The 18,727-nt window shown below is 46.8% G+C and carries 17 protein-coding genes and 1 pseudogene; 1 reads left to right on the top strand and 17 read right to left on the bottom strand.

The genetic code is table 11. The features are described 5' to 3' along the window. Window positions 1-74: 74 nt before the first annotated feature. The 9 genes and pseudogenes from DXC01_RS02485 to DXC01_RS21175 form a co-directional block, all read right to left on the bottom strand. The gene (locus tag DXC01_RS02485; protein ID WP_118698135.1) at window positions 75-1,472 is read right to left on the bottom strand and encodes a uracil-xanthine permease family protein; all 1,398 of its coding nucleotides are present in this window, start codon (window positions 1,470-1,472) and stop codon (window positions 75-77) included. 194 nt (window positions 1,473-1,666) lie between these two features. Further along, window positions 1,667-3,373 (bottom strand): S8 family peptidase, encoded by a 1,707-nt coding sequence (locus tag DXC01_RS02480; RefSeq protein ID WP_243111531.1) that lies wholly within the window; start codon window positions 3,371-3,373, stop codon window positions 1,667-1,669. 126 nt (window positions 3,374-3,499) lie between these two features. After that, entirely contained in the window at window positions 3,500-4,258 is a 759-nt protein-coding gene (locus tag DXC01_RS02475; protein WP_118698134.1) for a prolipoprotein diacylglyceryl transferase, read from the bottom strand. Between the two features lie 4 nt (window positions 4,259-4,262). Further along, on the bottom strand, window positions 4,263-5,030 hold the full coding sequence (locus DXC01_RS02470) for an arginase family protein (protein ID WP_118698133.1): 768 nt from the start codon (window positions 5,028-5,030) through the stop codon (window positions 4,263-4,265). Between the two features lie 152 nt (window positions 5,031-5,182). Further along, window positions 5,183-6,046 carry a class II fructose-1,6-bisphosphate aldolase gene (gene fba, locus DXC01_RS02465; RefSeq protein WP_022213508.1) on the bottom strand — a complete coding sequence of 288 codons (864 nt, stop codon included), beginning with the start codon at window positions 6,044-6,046 and terminating at the stop codon, window positions 5,183-5,185. A 149-nt stretch (window positions 6,047-6,195) separates the two neighbouring features. Then, entirely contained in the window at window positions 6,196-6,978 is a 783-nt protein-coding gene (locus DXC01_RS02460; RefSeq protein WP_118698132.1) for a hypothetical protein, read from the bottom strand. Window positions 6,979-6,990: 12 nt separating this feature from the next. Continuing rightward, on the bottom strand, window positions 6,991-8,241 hold the full coding sequence (locus DXC01_RS02455) for a DUF5716 family protein (protein ID WP_118698131.1): 1,251 nt from the start codon (window positions 8,239-8,241) through the stop codon (window positions 6,991-6,993). Next, window positions 8,238-11,783, bottom strand: a complete 3,546-nt coding sequence (locus DXC01_RS20475) for a DUF5717 family protein (RefSeq protein WP_243111530.1) — start codon at window positions 11,781-11,783, stop codon at window positions 8,238-8,240. Before DXC01_RS20475 ends, DXC01_RS02455 begins: the two co-directional genes overlap by 4 nt. Before the next feature lie 169 nt (window positions 11,784-11,952). After that, window positions 11,953-12,075: pseudogene (locus DXC01_RS21175) on the bottom strand (ribokinase); the annotation flags it as partial. A gap of 145 nt (window positions 12,076-12,220) precedes the next feature. Between DXC01_RS21175 and sigK the strand changes: the two are divergent. Next, on the top strand, window positions 12,221-12,847 hold the full coding sequence (gene sigK / locus DXC01_RS02440; RefSeq protein WP_118698130.1) for an RNA polymerase sporulation sigma factor SigK: 627 nt from the start codon (window positions 12,221-12,223) through the stop codon (window positions 12,845-12,847). 184 nt (window positions 12,848-13,031) lie between these two features. On the opposite strand, the gene DXC01_RS02435 is transcribed toward sigK, so the two are convergent. The 8 genes from DXC01_RS02435 to DXC01_RS02400 form a co-directional block, all read right to left on the bottom strand. Next, window positions 13,032-14,258 (bottom strand): peptidase U32 family protein, encoded by a 1,227-nt coding sequence (locus DXC01_RS02435; RefSeq protein WP_118251550.1) that lies wholly within the window; start codon window positions 14,256-14,258, stop codon window positions 13,032-13,034. Next, window positions 14,245-14,910 (bottom strand): O-methyltransferase, encoded by a 666-nt coding sequence (locus DXC01_RS02430; RefSeq protein ID WP_022213525.1) that lies wholly within the window; start codon window positions 14,908-14,910, stop codon window positions 14,245-14,247. The genes DXC01_RS02435 and DXC01_RS02430 overlap by 14 nt, the downstream gene beginning before the upstream one ends. Further along, complete coding sequence (locus tag DXC01_RS02425; protein ID WP_022213526.1) at window positions 14,907-15,308, bottom strand: endolytic transglycosylase MltG; 402 nt, start codon at window positions 15,306-15,308, stop codon at window positions 14,907-14,909. The genes DXC01_RS02430 and DXC01_RS02425 overlap by 4 nt, the downstream gene beginning before the upstream one ends. Before the next feature lie 15 nt (window positions 15,309-15,323). Further along, window positions 15,324-15,662: a YlbF family regulator gene (locus tag DXC01_RS02420; protein WP_022213527.1), complete on the bottom strand. Its 339-nt coding sequence runs from the start codon at window positions 15,660-15,662 to the stop codon at window positions 15,324-15,326. A 9-nt stretch (window positions 15,663-15,671) separates the two neighbouring features. Beyond that, window positions 15,672-17,306: a ribonuclease J gene (locus tag DXC01_RS02415; protein WP_227221940.1), complete on the bottom strand. Its 1,635-nt coding sequence runs from the start codon at window positions 17,304-17,306 to the stop codon at window positions 15,672-15,674. A 445-nt stretch (window positions 17,307-17,751) separates the two neighbouring features. Beyond that, the gene (locus tag DXC01_RS02410; RefSeq protein WP_022213529.1) at window positions 17,752-18,009 is read right to left on the bottom strand and encodes a DUF1292 domain-containing protein; all 258 of its coding nucleotides are present in this window, start codon (window positions 18,007-18,009) and stop codon (window positions 17,752-17,754) included. Window positions 18,010-18,019: 10 nt separating this feature from the next. Then, a complete protein-coding gene (gene ruvX / locus DXC01_RS02405; protein WP_022213530.1) occupies window positions 18,020-18,445 on the bottom strand; it encodes a Holliday junction resolvase RuvX in 426 nt (141 codons plus the stop codon). A 1-nt stretch (window position 18,446) separates the two neighbouring features. Continuing rightward, window positions 18,447-18,719 (bottom strand): IreB family regulatory phosphoprotein, encoded by a 273-nt coding sequence (locus tag DXC01_RS02400; protein WP_118251561.1) that lies wholly within the window; start codon window positions 18,717-18,719, stop codon window positions 18,447-18,449. Between the last annotated feature and the right edge of the window lie 8 nt (window positions 18,720-18,727).

The raw sequence follows: 18,727 nt of genomic DNA, 5'->3' as shown, positions 1-18,727 counted from the left end.
AGATCCCTTTCCCATCACTGCGGCCGCCAGAAGCGGTTCCAGATAAGAAAGGGATCTTTTTATGTATTCAGGTTTTACTGCTGATCAAACTCTTCGTGATCCTGTTTGATCTTTTCTTTTACTTCTTTTTTGAGTTTTTCTTCTTCCTTGCGCTCTACGCGGCTCTTTGGAAGAATGACGTTCAGCACTACTGCGATCAGTGTTGCCAGAACTACAGGGGATTTACCAAAAATCGTAGTTACCCAGTCCGGGAAGCTTGCAAGTGCTGCGGATGCCTGAGAAACGCCGACACCGATTGCTGCTGCAAGGCCTACGATGGAAGAGTTTCTGTAATCCATCTCTGCGGAAGCTACAAGTTTCATACCTGTCATTGCGATGGAAGCAAATACGGATACGGTCGCACCACCGAGAACACACTGTGGGATCGTTGTCAGAAGTGCGGAGAATTTCGGCACGATACCTGCAACGCCGAGGATGACTGCTGCAAGACCAAGGACGCAGCGGTTGATAACCTTGGTGGTTGTAACGATACCTACGTTCTGGCTGTAGGTTGCTGTCGGAAGTCCGCCGAACAGTGCGCCGATCACGTTGCTGATACCATATGCCATGATACCGTTCTGGAGTTCACGATCCTCCGGCACACGGTCCATTGCTCCGATGGTCGTTGCGGAATAGTCTCCGATTGCCTGTACGGAGTTGATCGCGAACAGAAGTCCGATGGCAACGCAGGCTGAGATCTCAAAGTGGATGCCAAAATGCATGAACTGCGGGAGCTGGAACATCTTCGCCTGACCTACACTTGAGAGATTCACCATGCCAAACGGAATGGATACGATATAACCAACGATGATACCAATCAGAATGGAAGCCAGTTTCAGGATTCCTTTGCCGAAATGGTTCAGTGCAGTTACAACTGCCAGTGTGATGAATGCTACCAGCCAGTTCTGCCCGGAACCGTAATCCGGATTGCTTGTGCCGCCCGCCATGTAGTTGATCGCTGTCGGGTACAGGGACAGACCAATGGTAAATACAACGGTACCTGTGATCAGCGGCGGGAAGAAAACTCTGATCTTCTTGACCAGAATACCCATGATAAATGCTACCACACCACCGACGATCTGCGCGCCCAGGATCGTCGAGATCCCATAGCCTTCTGCGATCGCCTGCATACTTGGAACGTAGGCAAAGCTGACACCCATGATCATCGGGAGTCCGGATCCCAGGGTAAAGCCGCCTTTCTTGCCAAGCGGGAATAACTGGATCAGGGTCGACAGTGCTGAGATGACCAGTGATGCCTGGATCAGAATAACTCGATCCTTGGCGCTTAAGCCGCCTCCTCCTACTGCTCCGGCTACGATGATTGCCGGGGTAACACATCCCACGATCATGGCAACTACATGCTGCAGGGCCAGCGGAATGGCTTCCTGGAATTTTGGAACGCCATTCAGTTCAAAAATACTTCCTCGTTTCATTGTTTCCTCCTGTTTCCGTTCCGCCGCCTCTCCCCTGTTTGTAATTGTCTGCCCTCTTGTGCGCCGGAATCATTTGTTTTTGAGATCATTCGTCCTAACCGCTCCGAATAATCGTCATTGTGCATATATTATAGCAAATTATTATCAAAAAAACAATTAGATTCACTAAATTTTTTTGTATATTCAACAAGATTTTACGTCAAAAGTTCAAACGTATGATACAGATCCACACGTCCATACCCCCAGTTCGGATTTGGGTACTGTATTATATCGTCACGGACTGCGCCGCGGCTTAAGTAGTTTTTGACGCTGTTGCCGGTGAAGTAGGGTTCGTTGCCGCGGATCAGGGCCCATTCGAACAGTAGGGCGGCGATCCCGGCGGTCTGGGCAGCTGCAAGGCTGGTTCCTGTTGCCTGTTCGAAGATCCGGCCGGCTCCGATCGAGGCAGTCAGGATTCCGACACCCGGGGCTGCGAAGTCTGGTTTTACGACATTTTCAGTGTTGTAGCCGCGGCTTGCCTGGACATAAAGACTGTTGTCGCGGTACTGGTATGCGGTTACTGTCATTCCGTCACGGGCATCTCCGGGGGAAGTGATCGTGAATTCCGGAGAGGATTTCAGGAAATAGGTCTCATCGGAGATCAGTCCCCTCGTCGGAAGCCAGATATGAAATCCTCCATTGGCCGGCATCCGTTCCTCCACCAGAAGTTTCCAGATCCCCGGTGCCGGATGCAGAAAACGGAAAAAAACCAGTGTTTTTCCCGTCCTTCGCTCGATCGGTATGTAGTTGACCAGGATCCTCGTTTCCACAAATACAAACGAAAGTTCCTGGGTTCCATATTTGAGGGCGGTGCTCACCGGAAGTCTCTCACCTGTCGGTGACTGGATCACGATATTATAAAAATTAGGAGAGTCACCCCAGAATTCCATCGAAAATCCTCTGGTACTCTCCTGCTCTCCTACTTTGAGTTCTACCGTATCTGTTTTTTCCTGCCGATCCGCCCCACTTAAATAATGATGTCTGGCTGTTCCTTCATTTCCCGCCGCGATCGAAATGGAGTTCTGGCTGAAACTTGCCGTGCTGTTGATAAACTCACTCAAAGGTCCGTCTCCGCGGTGCGCCCCCATATTCGTCCCAAGCCCTATGCAGATAGAAAGCGGCATCTGATTTTCTACCGCGCACTGTAACACATAAGCAATCGCCAGCATGATATCATCTTCCTGAAAAACCTCCGCTTCCCGTGGAAAAAGGTAAAAATCCCGCAGATATTTTTTGGCAGGCTTAAGCTTGACGATCACCAGCTCTGCTTCCGGTGCCGCCCCGGAAAAATTTTCTTCCGGGATCCGATTTCCTGCTGCTGTCGCAGCGAGCCTGGTTCCGTGTCCGTTTCTGTCGATTAAGGGCACAATCTCCAGCGGATTTTCGGCAGCAAGTGCCTCGTTGATCTGCACTCTGGTAAATTCTCTTCCATATGGGATCCGGCCGGAACGCCCTCCCGGAAGGGACTGGTCCCAGATACTCAGAATCTTGCTCTGGTCACCATTACGAAAAGCCGGATGCTGATAGTCGATCCCTGAATCAATGACCGCCACCAATGTTCCGGCTCCTTTTAATCTGAGATATGGATGGTCGTGAAGCCTGAGCACGCCAGATGCACTCAGTGCTCCAAGCTCCATATAAGTGTAACATTTGGGAATAGAAGAATAAGAATAACTGTTAAATTCCAGTGCCGGAACATCCTGCTCCGGGACATAAAGAATCCCGAACAGGTCATTCACAATCTGAAACGTATCATCGGACTGGTAATCAAAATCTCCATGAAGATTCTGATTATATCGGACGATAAAGTTCTGATACTGCTGATCCTGTGCCGGCACGATAATGCCTTCCTGTATGCGCATAGTCATCGGTCTCCTGCACATATTTCTGTACAGGCTATGCAGACATCAACCTCTTTATTCCTGTTATTTCCATATCTACGTTTTCCTCAAATCTGAATCCAATTTCCATCTGTAAGTCCAGTCTGCTCAGGCATTGCTTTTCTTGCTTCGGAGGATCAATATGATAATTCCCGCCGCCCCGGTAAACAGACTGATAAACTGAGAAGTCGACAGCACGCCCACGCTTCCACGGATCAGATCCCCGCGGAAAAATTCCAGGATAAACCTTCCGATACTGTAAAAGATCAGATAGCACGCCGCCACCTGTCCGTCCTTCTTTTTACGGCTGGCAATAAACAAAAGCAGCGCAAAATGTGCAAAATCAAGCACGCTGGAATAAATCTCTGTCGGGATCAGCGGCACATTGTTTGGTGCAAACTCTGACTCATGAAAGGTGATCGCAAAGATACTGTCCGTTTCTTTTCCATAACAGCAGCCTGCAAGCAGACAGCCGATCCGTCCAAATCCCTGTGCCAGCGCAACAGACGGCATCACGAGGTCAAAATATTTCCAGAAATTGACTTTTTTATTCTTGCAGTAGATCCAGCCTGCGAGGATTCCTCCAAGAATCCCGCCATAGACTACAAATCCATCCGACAATGTGTCCAGAATAAATCCCGGATCTGCCATGATGGATTTCCATTCTGTGATCCAGTACAGAAGTTTCGCACAGAGCAGACCGCCCAGAAGCCCCCAGAGGGCAAGGGCGAATACATGGTCACTGCTGAGTCGGAGCTTTTTTGCCCGGAGTTCTGTCACTACCCAGGCTGCGATCACGCCAAGTGCGATCATTGCACCATATCCGTAGACCGTCAAAGGTCCGATCGCCAGGAGTTCATTTTTCATAAATCTATCGCTCCTTTCTCCATAGTTCCAGAAGTTTCCGGTTCGCCAGATCGTTCAGATGATCACCCTCACAGGCATCCGGATCACATTCTCCGCAGACATCCATTCCCAGAATGTCCTGTTTTTCCAAAAGGATCTTTACAAACTCGCACAATTCTTCCAGTGTCATCTCTCCCTGGCTCCAGGTCGTTGAGGCCTCCTCCGGACAGAGTACATCCTTATCAACCGAGAGATACGTCGGAAGTTCTGCTGTCAGCTCCTCAAAAAACGAAACTTTCTCCTCCAGCGTCATCTCTCCCAGCTTCTCCCTCGACAAAAAACGTACTTTTTCCCGAAGGACCGGTTCTGTCTGGTCAAAAGCCTCCTGATCCGGTCCGACCAGGAGCACTTCTTTAAGCAGTGGAAGTTCCTCAAGGGACGCCGCCACCCATCCTCCACAGGAAAGCAATCCTCCAAATGTCGGCGGCTGCATATCGGTATGGTTGTCAAAAACGACCAGTCTGAATGGTGTGTTCAGTTTCTCAAGCCAGATACGGCTCATATAGTGATAATTGCCGGAATCAATGAAATGGATCCCATCTGCATCAAATTCCTCCAGCTTTTGCCGCAAAGTCTCCATTGCATCTCCATCGCAGTAGCAGTTGCTTCCCGGAAGTTCCTGTACCTCCACCCAGGAAATTTCTTCTCTCTGTATTTCTCCGTTCTGCCAGAACTGCTGCTCCTTGTAGATTCCCGAAAAATTCATAATGATGATATCTTCTTTTTTTGTCATAGCGCTATCTTACCACGAAGAGAAATATCCCGCAACCTCTGCGTGACAGGAACCCTGCTGAACAGCTTTTCAGAACACAAAAGACCTGGAAAAGATTCCGAAAAATCCTCTCCAGGTCTCTCTCTTTACAAATTACTCAAGCTGAATAAATCTCAGGCTTTGTTAACAGAACCAAACAGTTCCATTTTTTCTTTAACAGTAGCCTTGATTGCTTCGAATCCAGGAGCAAGAAGTTTACGTGGGTCATATCCTTTGCCCTGCTCATCCTTGCCTTCTTCGATGTATTTACGTGTAGCTGCAGCAAATGCAAGCTGGCACTCTGTATTTACGTTGATCTTGGATACGCCAAGGTCGATAGCTTTCTTGATCATATCAGCCGGGATTCCTGTACCACCGTGAAGTACGAGCGGCATATCTCCTGTCAGCTGCTGGATAGCGTCCAGAGTCTCAAAGCTCAGGCCTTTCCAGTTTGCCGGATATTTACCATGGATGTTACCAATACCTGCTGCAAGGAAGTCGATACCAAGATCAGCGATCATCTTGCATTCCTTAGGATCTGCACATTCACCCATACCTACAACACCGTCTTCTTCACCGCCGATGGAACCTACTTCTGCTTCCAGGGACATTCCGTGATCTGCAACGATCTTAACCAGTTCTTTTGTTTTTGCTACGTTCTCTTCAATCGGATAATGGGAACCATCAAACATGATAGATGTGAATCCGGCTTCAACACATTTCAGGCATCCTTCGTAGCTGCCGTGGTCAAGGTGAAGTGCAACCGGAACAGTGATGTTCAGTTCTTCCAGCATTCCTTTCACCATACCAACAACTGTCTTGTAGCCTGTCATATACTTTCCTGCGCCTTCGGATACACCGAGGATAACTGGTGAGTTCAGTTCCTGTGCTGTAAGCAGGATTGCTTTTGTCCACTCAAGGTTGTTAATGTTGAACTGACCAACTGCATAGTGACCAGCTTTTGCTTTTTTCAACATTTCTGAAGCGTTTACTAACATGATAAATTCCTCCTAATCTTATCGGAAGTTGGTCTTACCACTTCCAATTTATATGTCTAGTTTAACAGATTCCATCCATTTCGTCCAGTCTATTTGGACAAATTCCTGAGTTAATCTGACAAAATAATGACGATCACCTGCTGACCGGCTCATGAACCGGTGCTTCTGTGGTAATCCCGGGTGAGTTTCTGAAGTGTTTCGTCTATATTTTCGTAGTCTGTCGGGATTTCCGGTTTCTTTCCGAATTCTGCAAGTTTCTCCTTGATCTCCCTTAAGACTTCCTTCTCGACACCAAGCCTCCTTACCAGATTCTGATATTCTTCTGATGTCTTTGTGACACCAAACGCCAGAAGATATGCGATCAGTGCATCCTTACTCCTGCTGCCCTCATACGCCCTGCGGAAACATTCGACCGCTTTTTCCATCTGGAACAGGTAGCTGTAGGCACATCCCAGATTGTGGAAGATATCCTCCGTAAATCCTTCCCTGACCTCTTCCAGTGTTTCTTCTTCCAGAAGTTTCTGATAAACCTGGATCGCATGGACATACATGCCATTCTCTACCAGTGCATCGCCTTTTCGCTTTTCTCTCAGAAAAGGAGCTTCTTCTGCAAGCTTCTGGATCTGCATGTTCAGGCTCTTCATTTCTTCATAAGTGAGATAATTGATCTCCTTGAACACCGGATACAGAAACTCCTCGATACTGTAATTTCTCTCAAAAAGAGGGCGGAGCTTCGCCGCCAGTTTCGGAAGTTCCAGTTCCTCCTGCAGCCATCTGCACAGATTTTCATTCAGGATGGTCTCATCTACAAGATAAAGATTATGATAAAAATAGTAGCAAAGTTCCTCCAGGGAATAAACATTTGTGCTGATATTCTCGATATAATACGGAATCTTCGCTTTTTTTGTCTGGCATAAAATATATCCGCTCATGCTATCCCCTCCTTACCATCTGGTTGTTTCTTTCCATACTTTGCCGCTTGACGGGAACATCTCACCGAACCCCAGATCCGTTACCATGATCTCGCATTCATCCTGAGAAATATACTGCAGTTTCACATCAAGGCGGGTAGTCTTATTTGGACGCTTCGGAAGCCCCGGAAGACGCATGCCGATGTATTTCTTCTCACTTTCTCCCATCGCAGATGCGACAAATATCAGCTCATCCGTTCCGTCAAGGATCAGTTCACACTCTGCCCTGCATTCATACCAGTTTCTTCCTGCCTCGATCAGTGGATAATATGCCTGCGCTCCCATAACACGCATGTCCATCCCCACATCTTTAAGGACAAGGGAACTGCTCAGATAGCGGTAATCCCGAAGTTTTCGTGTAAGGAAGCGTTCTGCTCCTGCTGCACAGGCTCCTTTTGCAAAAAGGTTATTGCCATAGAACACTTTACGCTTCTGATAGTAGAGCAGCTTGACGGATTTCTGCGCCCATTCCTGGTCAAATCCCTCACCATCGATCTGTATGCTGGAATACAATTCCGATCCCAGTGTATTCTTGGCAAATGTATAGAAATCTGCGTCTCTCTGCTCATTATCGCTGTCATTCAGATCAGTTTCCACCGGATCTTCCAGTTTCACCAGAATCGGTTTCGCATTAGAATTCATGACCATCTTGCGGAAGGTCACATGATTTTTGTCGAAACTGTACCAGCCGACACTTCTGTTCCAGGTCTCCGTTTTCTGGGTCATGATATAATAATAGAAGCTTTCTTCATGATCCATGATGATAAAGCTGGTATTCTGGATCTCCAGTTCTTCTCCTGCTTTCTGAAGGTTTTCTACCTGGATATCGTCCAGCGATTCCATTGTCACAGTCAGACAGCGGATGTTTCTGTTGATATCAGCAACTCCGGTAAGCTTCAGCATTCCATTCAGGAAATATGCAAGGATCTCCCAGGGCTGTTTCTCCTCGCCTGCTACCTGGACCGGTTTACGGCTTTTGGAGATACCATAGATATCTTCTACCAGAAAACCGCCTTTTTCTCTTGCAAAATATTCTGCCTCGATGCCAATGCAGTAGTCTTTCTGCTCTACTCTCCTGCACAGGCAGGTCGGCACCTCATACTGACTGCTGCCCACCTTTACCGGAAGCGAACGTGGTTCTTCTGCTTTTCGGTCATAATAACAAAGCTGTGAAGAATCCTTACCCAGATCGATCCCGATCATCAAATCTCTTGTTTCGTTCATTTTCCGTTTTCCTTATCTATTGTAAACATTTCTTTGACATACTGTTCCTGGCGGAGATAACTCTTGAGTCCGTCCTTTACTTCTTTCTTCTTGTCCAGTCTCCGGTCAGAAAGCATCTGGTTGAGAAGCTGGTATTTGCTTCCGGAGATCCCCTCGATTTTTTTCATGTTGAGGACGCGCTCCGCTGTTGTTCTGGTACTCCGCTCTCTGTCGATCTGGAAATAGTAATGAAGATTTTCACCATAAAACAGAGTAAAAGTCCTGCCAAAAATCCCCTCGTAAATTTCTCTTAAAGGCTCACACTTGTATTCCAGTTCTTTTCCAAGGCCGGTATCCAGCGCATAGAACAAAGTAACCCTTGCCCCCGGATGCGCATGACACTCTACAAATGTCTTGTCATCCAGCTGATATGGACTCAAAAGTTCCGGTGAAAGTCTTCGGAAAAATCCAAAAACAAGGTTGTCCCTCGCACATTCCTCCAGGATCTTCTGCTCCATTCCTACATATTCCGGCTTCGGATCTTTTTCCCTGGAAATTTCTTGCAGAAGTGCCAGTCTGCATACCTGGTTCAGCGGCCATCCATTCATATAAGCATACTCCAGTCTGCTCCGTATAAATGGGCTCATGGTATATTCCTTAACAAAAACGCCATAGGCTACCTGTGTCAGATAAGCCCCGATCAGACGCTCCCTGCCTGACTGATTCACATAGGACTCGAGCACTGCCTCTCCTTCTTTGCGGTAATCCGCGGTGAAGATCAGAAGTTCCAGGATCCTTTCCTCCAGATCATACGTATCCATCTCAAAACCACGGGCACTTTTCCAGATGGAGATCAGTTCTCCGACCGGTCCGAAGCGATACAGCATCAGGTAATGCAGGATCACCTCGTCATATTTGCCCTCACGGTATACCTCGGATGCCAGTGCCAGGAGTTCATCGTCCTCTGCCATATCGCTCTTGAGGATCATCCTGCTGGTGAGTTTGAGGAGACTTCCAAGTTCGATCCCTTCATAGCCAAACTCCTCGACAATACTCATTGCCTGGCGGAACATCCTGCGGGAGATCAAAACTTCCAGAAGCACTTTGCGGTCTGCTTTGATATATTTGCGATAGTCCAGTCTGCTCAGATAGCTGTCCAGATCTGCTCCGTTCACATGACCTGCATAAAAATCCAGGATCTGTTTTCTCACAGAATTCCTGTATTCCTCAGTACATTCTTCTGCTTCTGCCAGTTTCTGGAAATATTCCAGATTTTCTCCATTCAGTTCATGACTCTCACAGTAATGCAGAAGGACACCTGTATCATCCACACCGCACTTCAGGATCCTCTCCAGCGCATCACATTCATTCATCAGTTTTTTGATATTATAATGTACCGTGGATGCATAGCAGCGCTGTTTGTCGTCGCGGAACAAAAGAACAGCATCTTCTGTATAGATCCGTGGATATGCAACACCCTGCACACATGGATAAACCTCCTGCGTGGCAAGCTGACTGTGGCAGACGATCACTTCCCGGATCTTTCGGTCATCACAGTAAAGACGATTGGTAAAAAGTTTCCCTGAAATCTTGTCAGCATCTTCTTTTTGCTTTGGTCCAAGAAGAAATTCCTGATAAAGTACAGCGTAATTCTCATCGATCTGTCCGTCTGCTGCCTTGCGCTGTGCAAAACGCTCCATGGTTTCCTTATAGTTTCCATAAGTCTGCGGGTCATTATCCTTATATGTGATCACACTCGCATAGACATACGCTTTTCTTGAATCTCCCAGAGAATTATCATTATAGGCAAAATACATCAGAAGCGGTTTCGGAAGCTGTCTGCGATAGGAAATATCCATTGTTTCCATATAATATTCGTAAAGTCTCGTGATACGCAGCCCCCTCTGTACTGCAAGGGAAAACCATCGGAAATATGCAGGTTTACGCGGATCTCCCTTCATCACATATTTGCAGATTGCTTCCAGCACATCGTCGGACGGAAATTTCTCATATCCTGCCGCCAGTGCCTTGTACAGACATCCATAAAATTTCTTTTCATAACCGGAAAGATAAGCAAGGCGCATCACCAGTTCTTCCGTGAGGAAACCTTTCCTTCCGGCATAATGGAACACCTGCATCCAGAAAGGGGAAAGTCTGTGCAGATTGGAAATATCCTTACTGATCCAGTTCCATGCTTCCAGATAGAGGATCGGGCTGGTACAGCCTTTCTCATACAGCTCTTCCATCATAAAGAGTGCCATGGATGGTGATTTCTGATAAGTCGGATCTAACTGGAGAAGGATCCAGAGAAGCTGGAAGCTGTCAGATTTCTGACGGAAAAAGTTCTGTAGTTTCTGGACCGCCTGCCCTTTGTCTCTGTAAAGGCCTACCAGCGTACACAGATAAAGGAAAACTCCTGCTTCTTCCAGTTCATCACGGGTAAATTCTTTACTCTGATAGTTCTTGAGAATTTCTTTCGCAAGTGCCTGGTTATCCTCCAGGTAAGCAAGATAGGCTTCAAACAGCCGGTATTCCGGATACTCATTTCCTGATTCGTGAAGTCTCTCCAGAGTTCTGTGTGACTTCTCCGCCCAGGTCCTGAAATCTGTTTTTTCTTCGCAGTAATCAATATAATCACGAACCAGACTTGCTTTGCGGCGTTTTTCTTCTGTATTAAGATCAATACGGATGCGCGCTCCTCTGGAAGCAGTCACATGGTAGACAAGTTCCTGATACGGACTCTTCACGATGATCTCGCCGAGCTGGTTTCCTTTTTTGAGTTTTTCTGTACGGACCACATAATTGATACTGCAGCTGCTTCCGATAAAATCTTCCTCTGTGATCACATGTCTCTCCGGCTCCAGGAAATCTGCGGTAGACTCAATTTCAAGCCGGAGATGCCCCCACCCTGTCTTGTGGATGTCAAAAGATTCCTGGATCGGCTCACGGAGTCCATAAAACTCATTCGCTGTTGTCTTGAGGGAAACCGATACCGGTTCCTTCTCTCCAAGACCGATCAGAAATTCTTCAAGATTCTGATATGTAACAGGAGCTGCTGAAAGTCCTGCATATAAAGCTTTCTGTTTCTCGTCTGCATTCTCCATCACTGCTGCAAAAGATGGATCCTTGAAAAGATGATATGCTCCTCTGAAATCTTCTTTTGCAATTTTTTTGAATGCTTCAATATCCTTGATCTCTTCCAGAAAATTCTTCTCTTCGCCCTGCTTCGCTTCAATTGAGAATGGGATCTTGTACTCTCCAACACTGGAAGTTACACACAGCCATCCTGTGCATACTTCTCCCGGCTGCATCCCGGTTCCGTCAGCTCCGTATGGAATGCACACGGTCGTTCCTGAGAAACGGCTGTTTCCCGGCACAAGCCTGCGGTTGGATGAAGTTATATATCCTTTGATCTTGTCATTATCTTCGGTTCCAAGATACAGTTCTCCCCGCGCCGTCTTCCCCGCTTCCAGAGTGACAGACAGCTTTTCCTTCGAAAAAAGGAGCTGCGGCTGATCGTATTTGAATTTTCCGCTGAGTAATTGTTCAATCTGTTTTTTCAATATGGTTCACCTGATTTATCCCTAAAAATTGTATTTTTGGCTCACATACTCGGTATTATACACTACATCAGTTTGTTGCGCAAGAAAAGACAGATGTTCTTATCTGTCCAGTACTTCCTGACGCAGTGATATGGATGCGGTTGCCCCGGGGCGGGAAACTGCGACCGCGGATACTTTTGCCGCCGCAAAAAATCTGTCGGTCCTTAGAAGCCTGTGTCTCTCCCGGAATCAGAATGCTTTCTACCTGATATACATAATCGATGTTCAAAGAACCAAAATTTAATACTTTCATAAGTTTTGCACGCCCCACATGTTATTTATTTTTGTACCATTATAGCATATCTGCGGCTAAAGCTTCTATATTCTTTTTGTGGGAAAAGCACGCAGAACCTGTCTCAGACATAAACTATAAGGAACACCCCTTTCGAGGTGGATATTTGAAGACTTTTTCGAAACCTTTGACTTCCGCTCAGGAAAAAATATATCTTCACCGCTGTCAGGAGGGGGATCTGGATGCAAAAAACATTCTTATCGAACGAAATCTCCGCCTGGTCGCCCACATTGCAAAAAAATATCAGAATTCCGGGGAAGACCTCGAAGATCTGATCTCTATAGGAACTATTGGACTTATCAAAGCAATTTCCACATTCGACCATACACGCTGCGCAAGGCTTTCCACCTATGCTGCGCGCTGTATTGATAATGAACTTCTGATGATGTTCCGCTCCAAGAAAAAACATTCCAGGGAAATTTCGCTGCATGAACCGATCGGGACGGATAAAGAAGGAAATGAGATCAGCCTGCTGGATATTATCGAAAGCCCGCCGGTAGATATTGTAGAGGAGTATTCTACAAGAGAGGATATCAGGTTTTTGCTTTCTGTTTTGAAAGATACGCTTTCTGAGAAAGAATATCAGGTTATTTGTTTAAGATATGGGTTGTTTGGGATTGAGGAACAGACGCAGAGGGAGATTGCCACACAGCTCGGGATCAGCCGGTCGTATGTATCTAGAATTGAGAAGAATGCGTTGGAGAAGCTAAAGAAATTGTTCAACTACAGATAATAACACAAAGCTCATTCACAGCCGCTCAGATAAACGAAGCACAAAACAACATTCATAACAGATTTCCACATCGGAAAATATGCTAACTTCCAGTTCCGATGCATCGACGCATAATTCAGAACATAGAATAAGCCCACAGCATTTGCCATGGGCTTACTCTACAGTTTGAAAGCTTCAAAATCTCCTATGCTTCAGATCTTCTCAAGAGATCATATTTCTCAATTTCAACTCCAAGATCCACCGCGAGTTTCTGTTGCGGATGCGGTGCGCTCTCGACGGAATTTCCATCTTCATCATAGATCGCCTTCACCGTAGCTTCGATATTTCTGCCATCTGGTTTCATGATCTCGATGGTCTCACCTACAGTAAATTTATTTCTCTGGGTGATATGTGCGAAGCCGTTTTCATCAACTTCCTCTGCATATCCAAGATAAGTATATTCCTTAACATAGGTATTATTATCATAGATCTGCGTATTCTCATCTGGCTTGCCGTAGAAGAATCCTGTCGTAAACTGACGGTAGGTGCAGTTTGAGATCTGCTCCTGATACCAGGACATGTTTGCCTTGTATTTCTCCGGTGATTCCAGATAATCGTCAATCGCCTTGCGGTAGGTTCTTGCAACAGTCGCTACGTAGAGAGCTGTCTTCATGCGGCCCTCGATCTTGAGGCTGTCGATACCGCTGTTCAGGACATCATCCATGTGTTCTACCATGCACAGATCCTTTGAGTTAAAGATGTAGGTTCCTCTCTCGTTCTCAAAGACTGGCATGTACTCGCCTGGGCGTTTCTCCTCAACGATGGAATATTTCCAGCGGCATGGATGTGTACAGGCTCCCTGGTTAGCATCTCTTCCTACCAGATAGTTGCTGAGCAGGCAGCGTCCGGAATAGGAAATGCACATGGCACCGTGAACAAAAGTTTCAATCTCCATGTCATCCGGGATATTTGCACGGATCTCCTGGATCTCCTTGAGGGAAAGCTCACGCGCTGTTACAACACGCTTCGCTCCAAGGCGGTACCAGAATCTGTAGGTTTCATAGTTTGTATTGTTTGCCTGTGTACTGATATGGCACTCGATCTCCGGGCAGATCTCACGCGCATAGGTAAAGATTCCCGGGTCTGCGATGATAAGTGCATCCGGTTTTAATTCCTTGAGTTCCTGAAGATATTCTCTGACTCCCGGAAGGTCTCCATTGTGTGCAAGAATATTCACTGTGACATAAACTTTCACTCCATGCTCATGGGCAAAAGCGATCCCCTCTGCCATATCTTCATGGGAAAAGTTCTTGGCTTTGGCGCGGAGACCGAAGGCTTCACCGCCGATATATACTGCATCTGCGCCGAAGATGACTGCGATCTTGAGGACCTCAAGGCTGCTCGCCGGCACCAGTAATTCAATTTTTCTCATAATTTCCTCTTTCCTGTTTTACACTAAGTGAAATCCCGTCCCCCAGCGGCACGATGCTGGTAAGAAGCTGTGGATGGTGTTTCAGTTCATAGAGATATTCCCGCATCCTTTTGTAGATCGTGCGGTTTCTACGCTCTACCAGATAATGGGATTCGATCAGTTCGCCCTCCTGAAGCACGTTATCCGACAGAAGGATCCCTCCCGGTGCAAGCAGACGTACCACATCTGGAAGCCAGTGAATATACTGTCCCTTGGCTGCGTCCATAAAAATCAGGTCATATCGTCCCAAAAGTGTCGGAAGGATCTCACCTGCATCTCCTGTCAGAAAAGTGATCCTGTGTTCCTTTCCGGCTTTGCGGAAATTTTCTCTTGCGATGGGAATTCTCTTTTCATAGTTTTCTATCGTTGTGATATGCATATCCGGCTGTCCGTACTCACACATAAGAAGTGTGGAGAAGCCAACGGCTGTCCCCACCTCCAAAACCTGCATCGGCCGTTTGACCGCAAGCAGTACCTTCATGAAACTCTGCATTTCTTTACGTATGATCGGAACTTCATTCTCCAGGGCAAAACGTTCCAGTTCTTCAAGAAATGGTGTATTGCCCGTATCGAGAGAATTGATATATGCACGCATTCTCTCCTCTACGATCACGAAGTAACTCCCTCCTGCTCTGCATCCCCTGCCAGGATCCCCATGATCCTGTTCGGTGTATAGGCAGTGCTGAGAAGGTAGGTTCCCGGTCTCATCTTGCCACTGTAGTTAGACAGTTTCTCCTGGACCACAAACACCAGCGCATTATCGATCAGGCCCTTGCTCTTGAGAGTCTTCGCAATGTCATAACTGGTCGCATCTTCCTTGATGACAACCGTTACTTCCTGCCCTTCTCCCGGGCTCATCGCATGCTGGTTAAAAATGTCATAGCCGAACTGATATGTGACCTTACCGATCCAGATGATCAGAACTGCCACGCAGACATACAGTGCGATCTTAAAAAATCCTCCTGCCACTGCTACTCCGGCCGCCCCCATCCGGTCTCTCGTGTCTCCCATATTGGTTCTCCTTTCTTAGATCCGGGGAATATTCATCTCTATGCCGTCTGTCAGGGTCCGGCAGATCTTCTGCATCATCCTGCACAGGGCAAGCTCTGCATCCAGATAGGCATTTACTTCCGGAAAGCTGCGGAGTTCCTCGGATTCTCTGGCAAGCTGTTCTGCTTTTGCCAGGATATTCTCCGGATCTCCCTCATTCTGAAGTTTGAAGTTCTCAGCACGAAAATGCTGTACTCTCTGCGCCAGTTCCGGATTTTTGTTCAGGATTGCTTCCTGTTTCTTGAAATCTTTGTATACCTGGCACTTCTGGATCGAATTCAGAAGCGCATGAATATTCCTGTTTACTGTTTCCATCTGTATTGTTTATGCCTCCATGATGATCGGAAGAATCATCGGGCTTCTCTTGGTACGTTTCCAGAGGAACTCGCTGAGTGCATCCTTTACTACATTCTTGATCTTGCCCCAGTCGGTGATATTTCGTTCCAGGCAGGAATCCAGTGCGGATTCCACAACTTCCTTGGCATGTTCCATAAGATCCTCGGATTCCCTTACATAGACAAATCCTCTGGACACGATATCCGGTCCTGCAAGAACCACATTGCTGTGACGTTCCAGTGTCATGACTACGATCATGATTCCATCCTCAGCCAGATGCTGACGGTCACGAAGTACGATGTTTCCGACATCACCAACACCAAGTCCGTCGACAAGGATCGCTCCTGTGTGTACGGAACCTGTCACCTCTGCACTGTATTCATCCATCTCCAGAACATTCCCGGATGCCAGGATAAAGATATTTTCTTTCGGGATCCCAAGATCCTCTACAACATGCTTCTGCGCTGTCAGATGACGATATTCTCCATGAACCGGGATCGCATATCTCGGTTTGACAAGGGAATAGATCAGTTTGATCTCTTCCTGGCAGGCATGTCCGGAAACGTGGACATCCTGGAAGATAACCTTCGCACCCTTCATGGAGAGCTCGTTGATAACCTTGGATACTGCCTTCTCATTTCCAGGGATCGGGTTGGAACTGAAAATGATCGTATCATTTGGCTTGATCGTGATCTTCTTGTGGATATTTGCAGCCATACGGGAAAGAGCCGCCATGGACTCACCCTGGCTTCCTGTCGTGATCAGGACTACCTTATCATCCGGGTAATTCTTGACCTGGTCGATCTCGATCAGTGTATTCTCCGGGATACGTAAATAGCCAAGTTCAGACGCCACTGAAATGATATTGACCATACTGCGTCCCTCTACGGCTACCTTACGTCCGAAGCGGTATGCTGTATTGATGATCTGCTGTACACGGTCTACATTGGATGCAAATGTCGCGATGATGATCCTTGCGCTTCTGTGTTCGTTAAAAAGGCTGTCAAACACTTTACCAACTGTACGCTCAGACATTGTGAAGCCCGGACGTTCTGCATTGGTACTGTCGCACATCAGGGCAAGGACACCCTTCTTGCCGATCTCAGCAAAACGCTGCAGGTCGATCGCATCTCCGAATACCGGTGTATAGTCAACCTTAAAGTCTCCTGTATGGACTACAATTCCTGCCGGAGAATAGATTGCCAGGGCAGATGCATCCTGGATACTGTGGTTTGTCTTGATAAATTCGATCGCAAAATCACCGAGGTTGATGACCTGTCCGTGTTTTACTTCCTTGAGCTTGGTGGAACGCACCAGATTGTGTTCTTTGAGTTTGTTTGTGATCAGCCCCAGTGTCAGTTTGGTGGAATAGATCGGGACATTAACTTCCTTGAGTACATAAGGAAGGGCTCCGATATGGTCCTCATGTCCATGTGTGATCACAAATCCCTTGACCTTGGAAATATTTTCTTTAAGGTAGGTCACATCCGGGATAACAAGGTCGATTCCGAGCATGTCATCCTCCGGGAAGGAAAGACCGCAGTCTACGACCACAATGCTGTCACCGTACTCAAAAGCGGTGATGTTCATTCCGATCTGCTCCAATCCGCCTAACGGAATGATCTTGAGTTTGGAAGCACTCTTGCGTCCTCGCTTGCCTGTATTTCTGTTCTGGACTTTGGCAGGTGCCTTGAGAGCAGCTTTTGCCGGTGCTTTGGACTGGCCGCTTCTGAAATTAGATCTGCTGTTCCGCTCGCTTCTGTCTGTCTTGTCATTTCTGTTGTCGTTTCTGTCGCTGTTTTTGTCGTTGTGTCTGTTATTTCTCTGCTGCTTATTGTAACGATAATTGTTTTTTCTGTTTGTCGGTCTTTTGTTATCGTTTGGTCTTCTGTCGTAACTACTGTATTTTCGTTGAGTTTCTTTTGCTTCGGCTGTATTTTCAGTTACATTATTTTCACTCTTCAATCAAGCACCTCCATATTATTCCGTGCATTTTGTGCACACTAATGTAGGAATACCGTGGGCATTCCTTCCAAATTTGCCTTGCAGATTATATTTTTGATTTTGCTTACATTTCAAGATCTACGTCATCAAGCATCTGCTCAAAAACTTTATAAACTGCCTGCAGTTCTTCGTCGTCTTCTACCATCTCATAGCAGGCTTCCGGCTCTGTGCCTGCGGAAACATCCTTAAGGATATATGCAGTTGCTTCCTCATCCATAGAGTCTGATACCAGAAGATAGGATACTCCTCCTATCATCGTCTGCTCTTCGATATAAAATTCTTCTACTGTTCCGTCCGGAGACTGAAATTTGATTTTTTCCATTTTGTCACCCTTATTTCATCACCAGAGAATCAAGATATCCCTGTAAAATAAAAACTGCTGCAAGTCCATCCAGATACTGCTTACGGTTTTCTCTCCGCACGCCCGCCTCCATGAGAGTTCGATCTGCTTCTACAGTTGTCAGTCTTTCGTCCCACATGACAACCTCAAGCCCGGTACGTCTCTTCAGCATCTCGCCAAACTCCAGCGCTTTCTCTGCACGTTCCCCCACGGTGTTATTCATGTTCTTCGGATAACCGACCACGATCCGCTCTACACCGTATTCTTCTACCAGAGCTTCAATGCTCGCAAGGGTCTTACGCAGCTTGTTTTCCTGTTTTCTCCAGATCGTATCCAGTCTTTGGGCAGTCAGTCCCAAAGGGTCACTGACTGCCACGCCGACTGTCTTAGATCCATAATCCAGTCCAAGAATCCGCATACTAACGTTCCCAGGATTTGTTCTTGATATACTCGTTTAACAGTTCCTCTACCAGTTCATCTCTCTCAACTTTCATGATCATGCTTCTGGCTCCTTTGTGGCTGGTGATGTAAGTCGGATCACCGGACATAATATAACCTACGATCTGATTGACCGGATTATATCCCTTCTCATCCATTGCGTTGTAAACCAGGTCCAGGACTTCCTTTACTTCCAGTTCCTGATCCGGTTTGGTTCTGAAATATTGTGTATTTCCTAAATTGTTTTCTGCCATTTTCTCTC

Origin of the sequence: Blautia sp. OM07-19 (genome assembly GCF_003481595.1) — a bacterium.
In the GTDB taxonomy this organism is placed as follows: Bacteria; Bacillota; Clostridia; order Lachnospirales; family Lachnospiraceae; genus Blautia_A; species Blautia_A intestinihominis.
This window is presented reverse-complemented; position numbering and strand designations above follow the sequence as displayed.

Bases quoted from the DNA above. Each gene is read 5' to 3' on its own strand.
- fba (WP_022213508.1), bottom strand. From the start codon at position 6,046: ATGTTAGTAAACGCTTCAGAAATGTTGAAAAAAGCAAAAGCTGGTCAC.
- DXC01_RS02460 (WP_118698132.1), bottom strand. From the start codon at position 6,978: ATGAGCGGATATATTTTATGCCAGACAAAAAAAGCGAAGATTCCGTAT.
- DXC01_RS02485 (WP_118698135.1), bottom strand. From the start codon at position 1,472: ATGAAACGAGGAAGTATTTTTGAACTGAATGGCGTTCCAAAATTCCAG.
- DXC01_RS02475 (WP_118698134.1), bottom strand. From the start codon at position 4,258: ATGAAAAATGAACTCCTGGCGATCGGACCTTTGACGGTCTACGGATAT.
- DXC01_RS02410 (WP_022213529.1), bottom strand. From the start codon at position 18,009: ATGGAAAAAATCAAATTTCAGTCTCCGGACGGAACAGTAGAAGAATTT.
- DXC01_RS02470 (WP_118698133.1), bottom strand. From the start codon at position 5,030: ATGACAAAAAAAGAAGATATCATCATTATGAATTTTTCGGGAATCTAC.
- ruvX (WP_022213530.1), bottom strand. From the start codon at position 18,445: ATGCGGATTCTTGGACTGGATTATGGATCTAAGACAGTCGGCGTGGCA.
- DXC01_RS02435 (WP_118251550.1), bottom strand. From the start codon at position 14,258: ATGAGAAAAATTGAATTACTGGTGCCGGCGAGCAGCCTTGAGGTCCTC.
- DXC01_RS02420 (WP_022213527.1), bottom strand. From the start codon at position 15,662: ATGGAAACAGTAAACAGGAATATTCATGCGCTTCTGAATTCGATCCAG.
- DXC01_RS02425 (WP_022213526.1), bottom strand. From the start codon at position 15,308: ATGGGAGACACGAGAGACCGGATGGGGGCGGCCGGAGTAGCAGTGGCA.
- DXC01_RS02455 (WP_118698131.1), bottom strand. From the start codon at position 8,241: ATGAACGAAACAAGAGATTTGATGATCGGGATCGATCTGGGTAAGGAT.
- DXC01_RS02400 (WP_118251561.1), bottom strand. From the start codon at position 18,719: ATGGCAGAAAACAATTTAGGAAATACACAATATTTCAGAACCAAACCG.
- DXC01_RS02480 (WP_243111531.1), bottom strand. From the start codon at position 3,373: ATGCGCATACAGGAAGGCATTATCGTGCCGGCACAGGATCAGCAGTAT.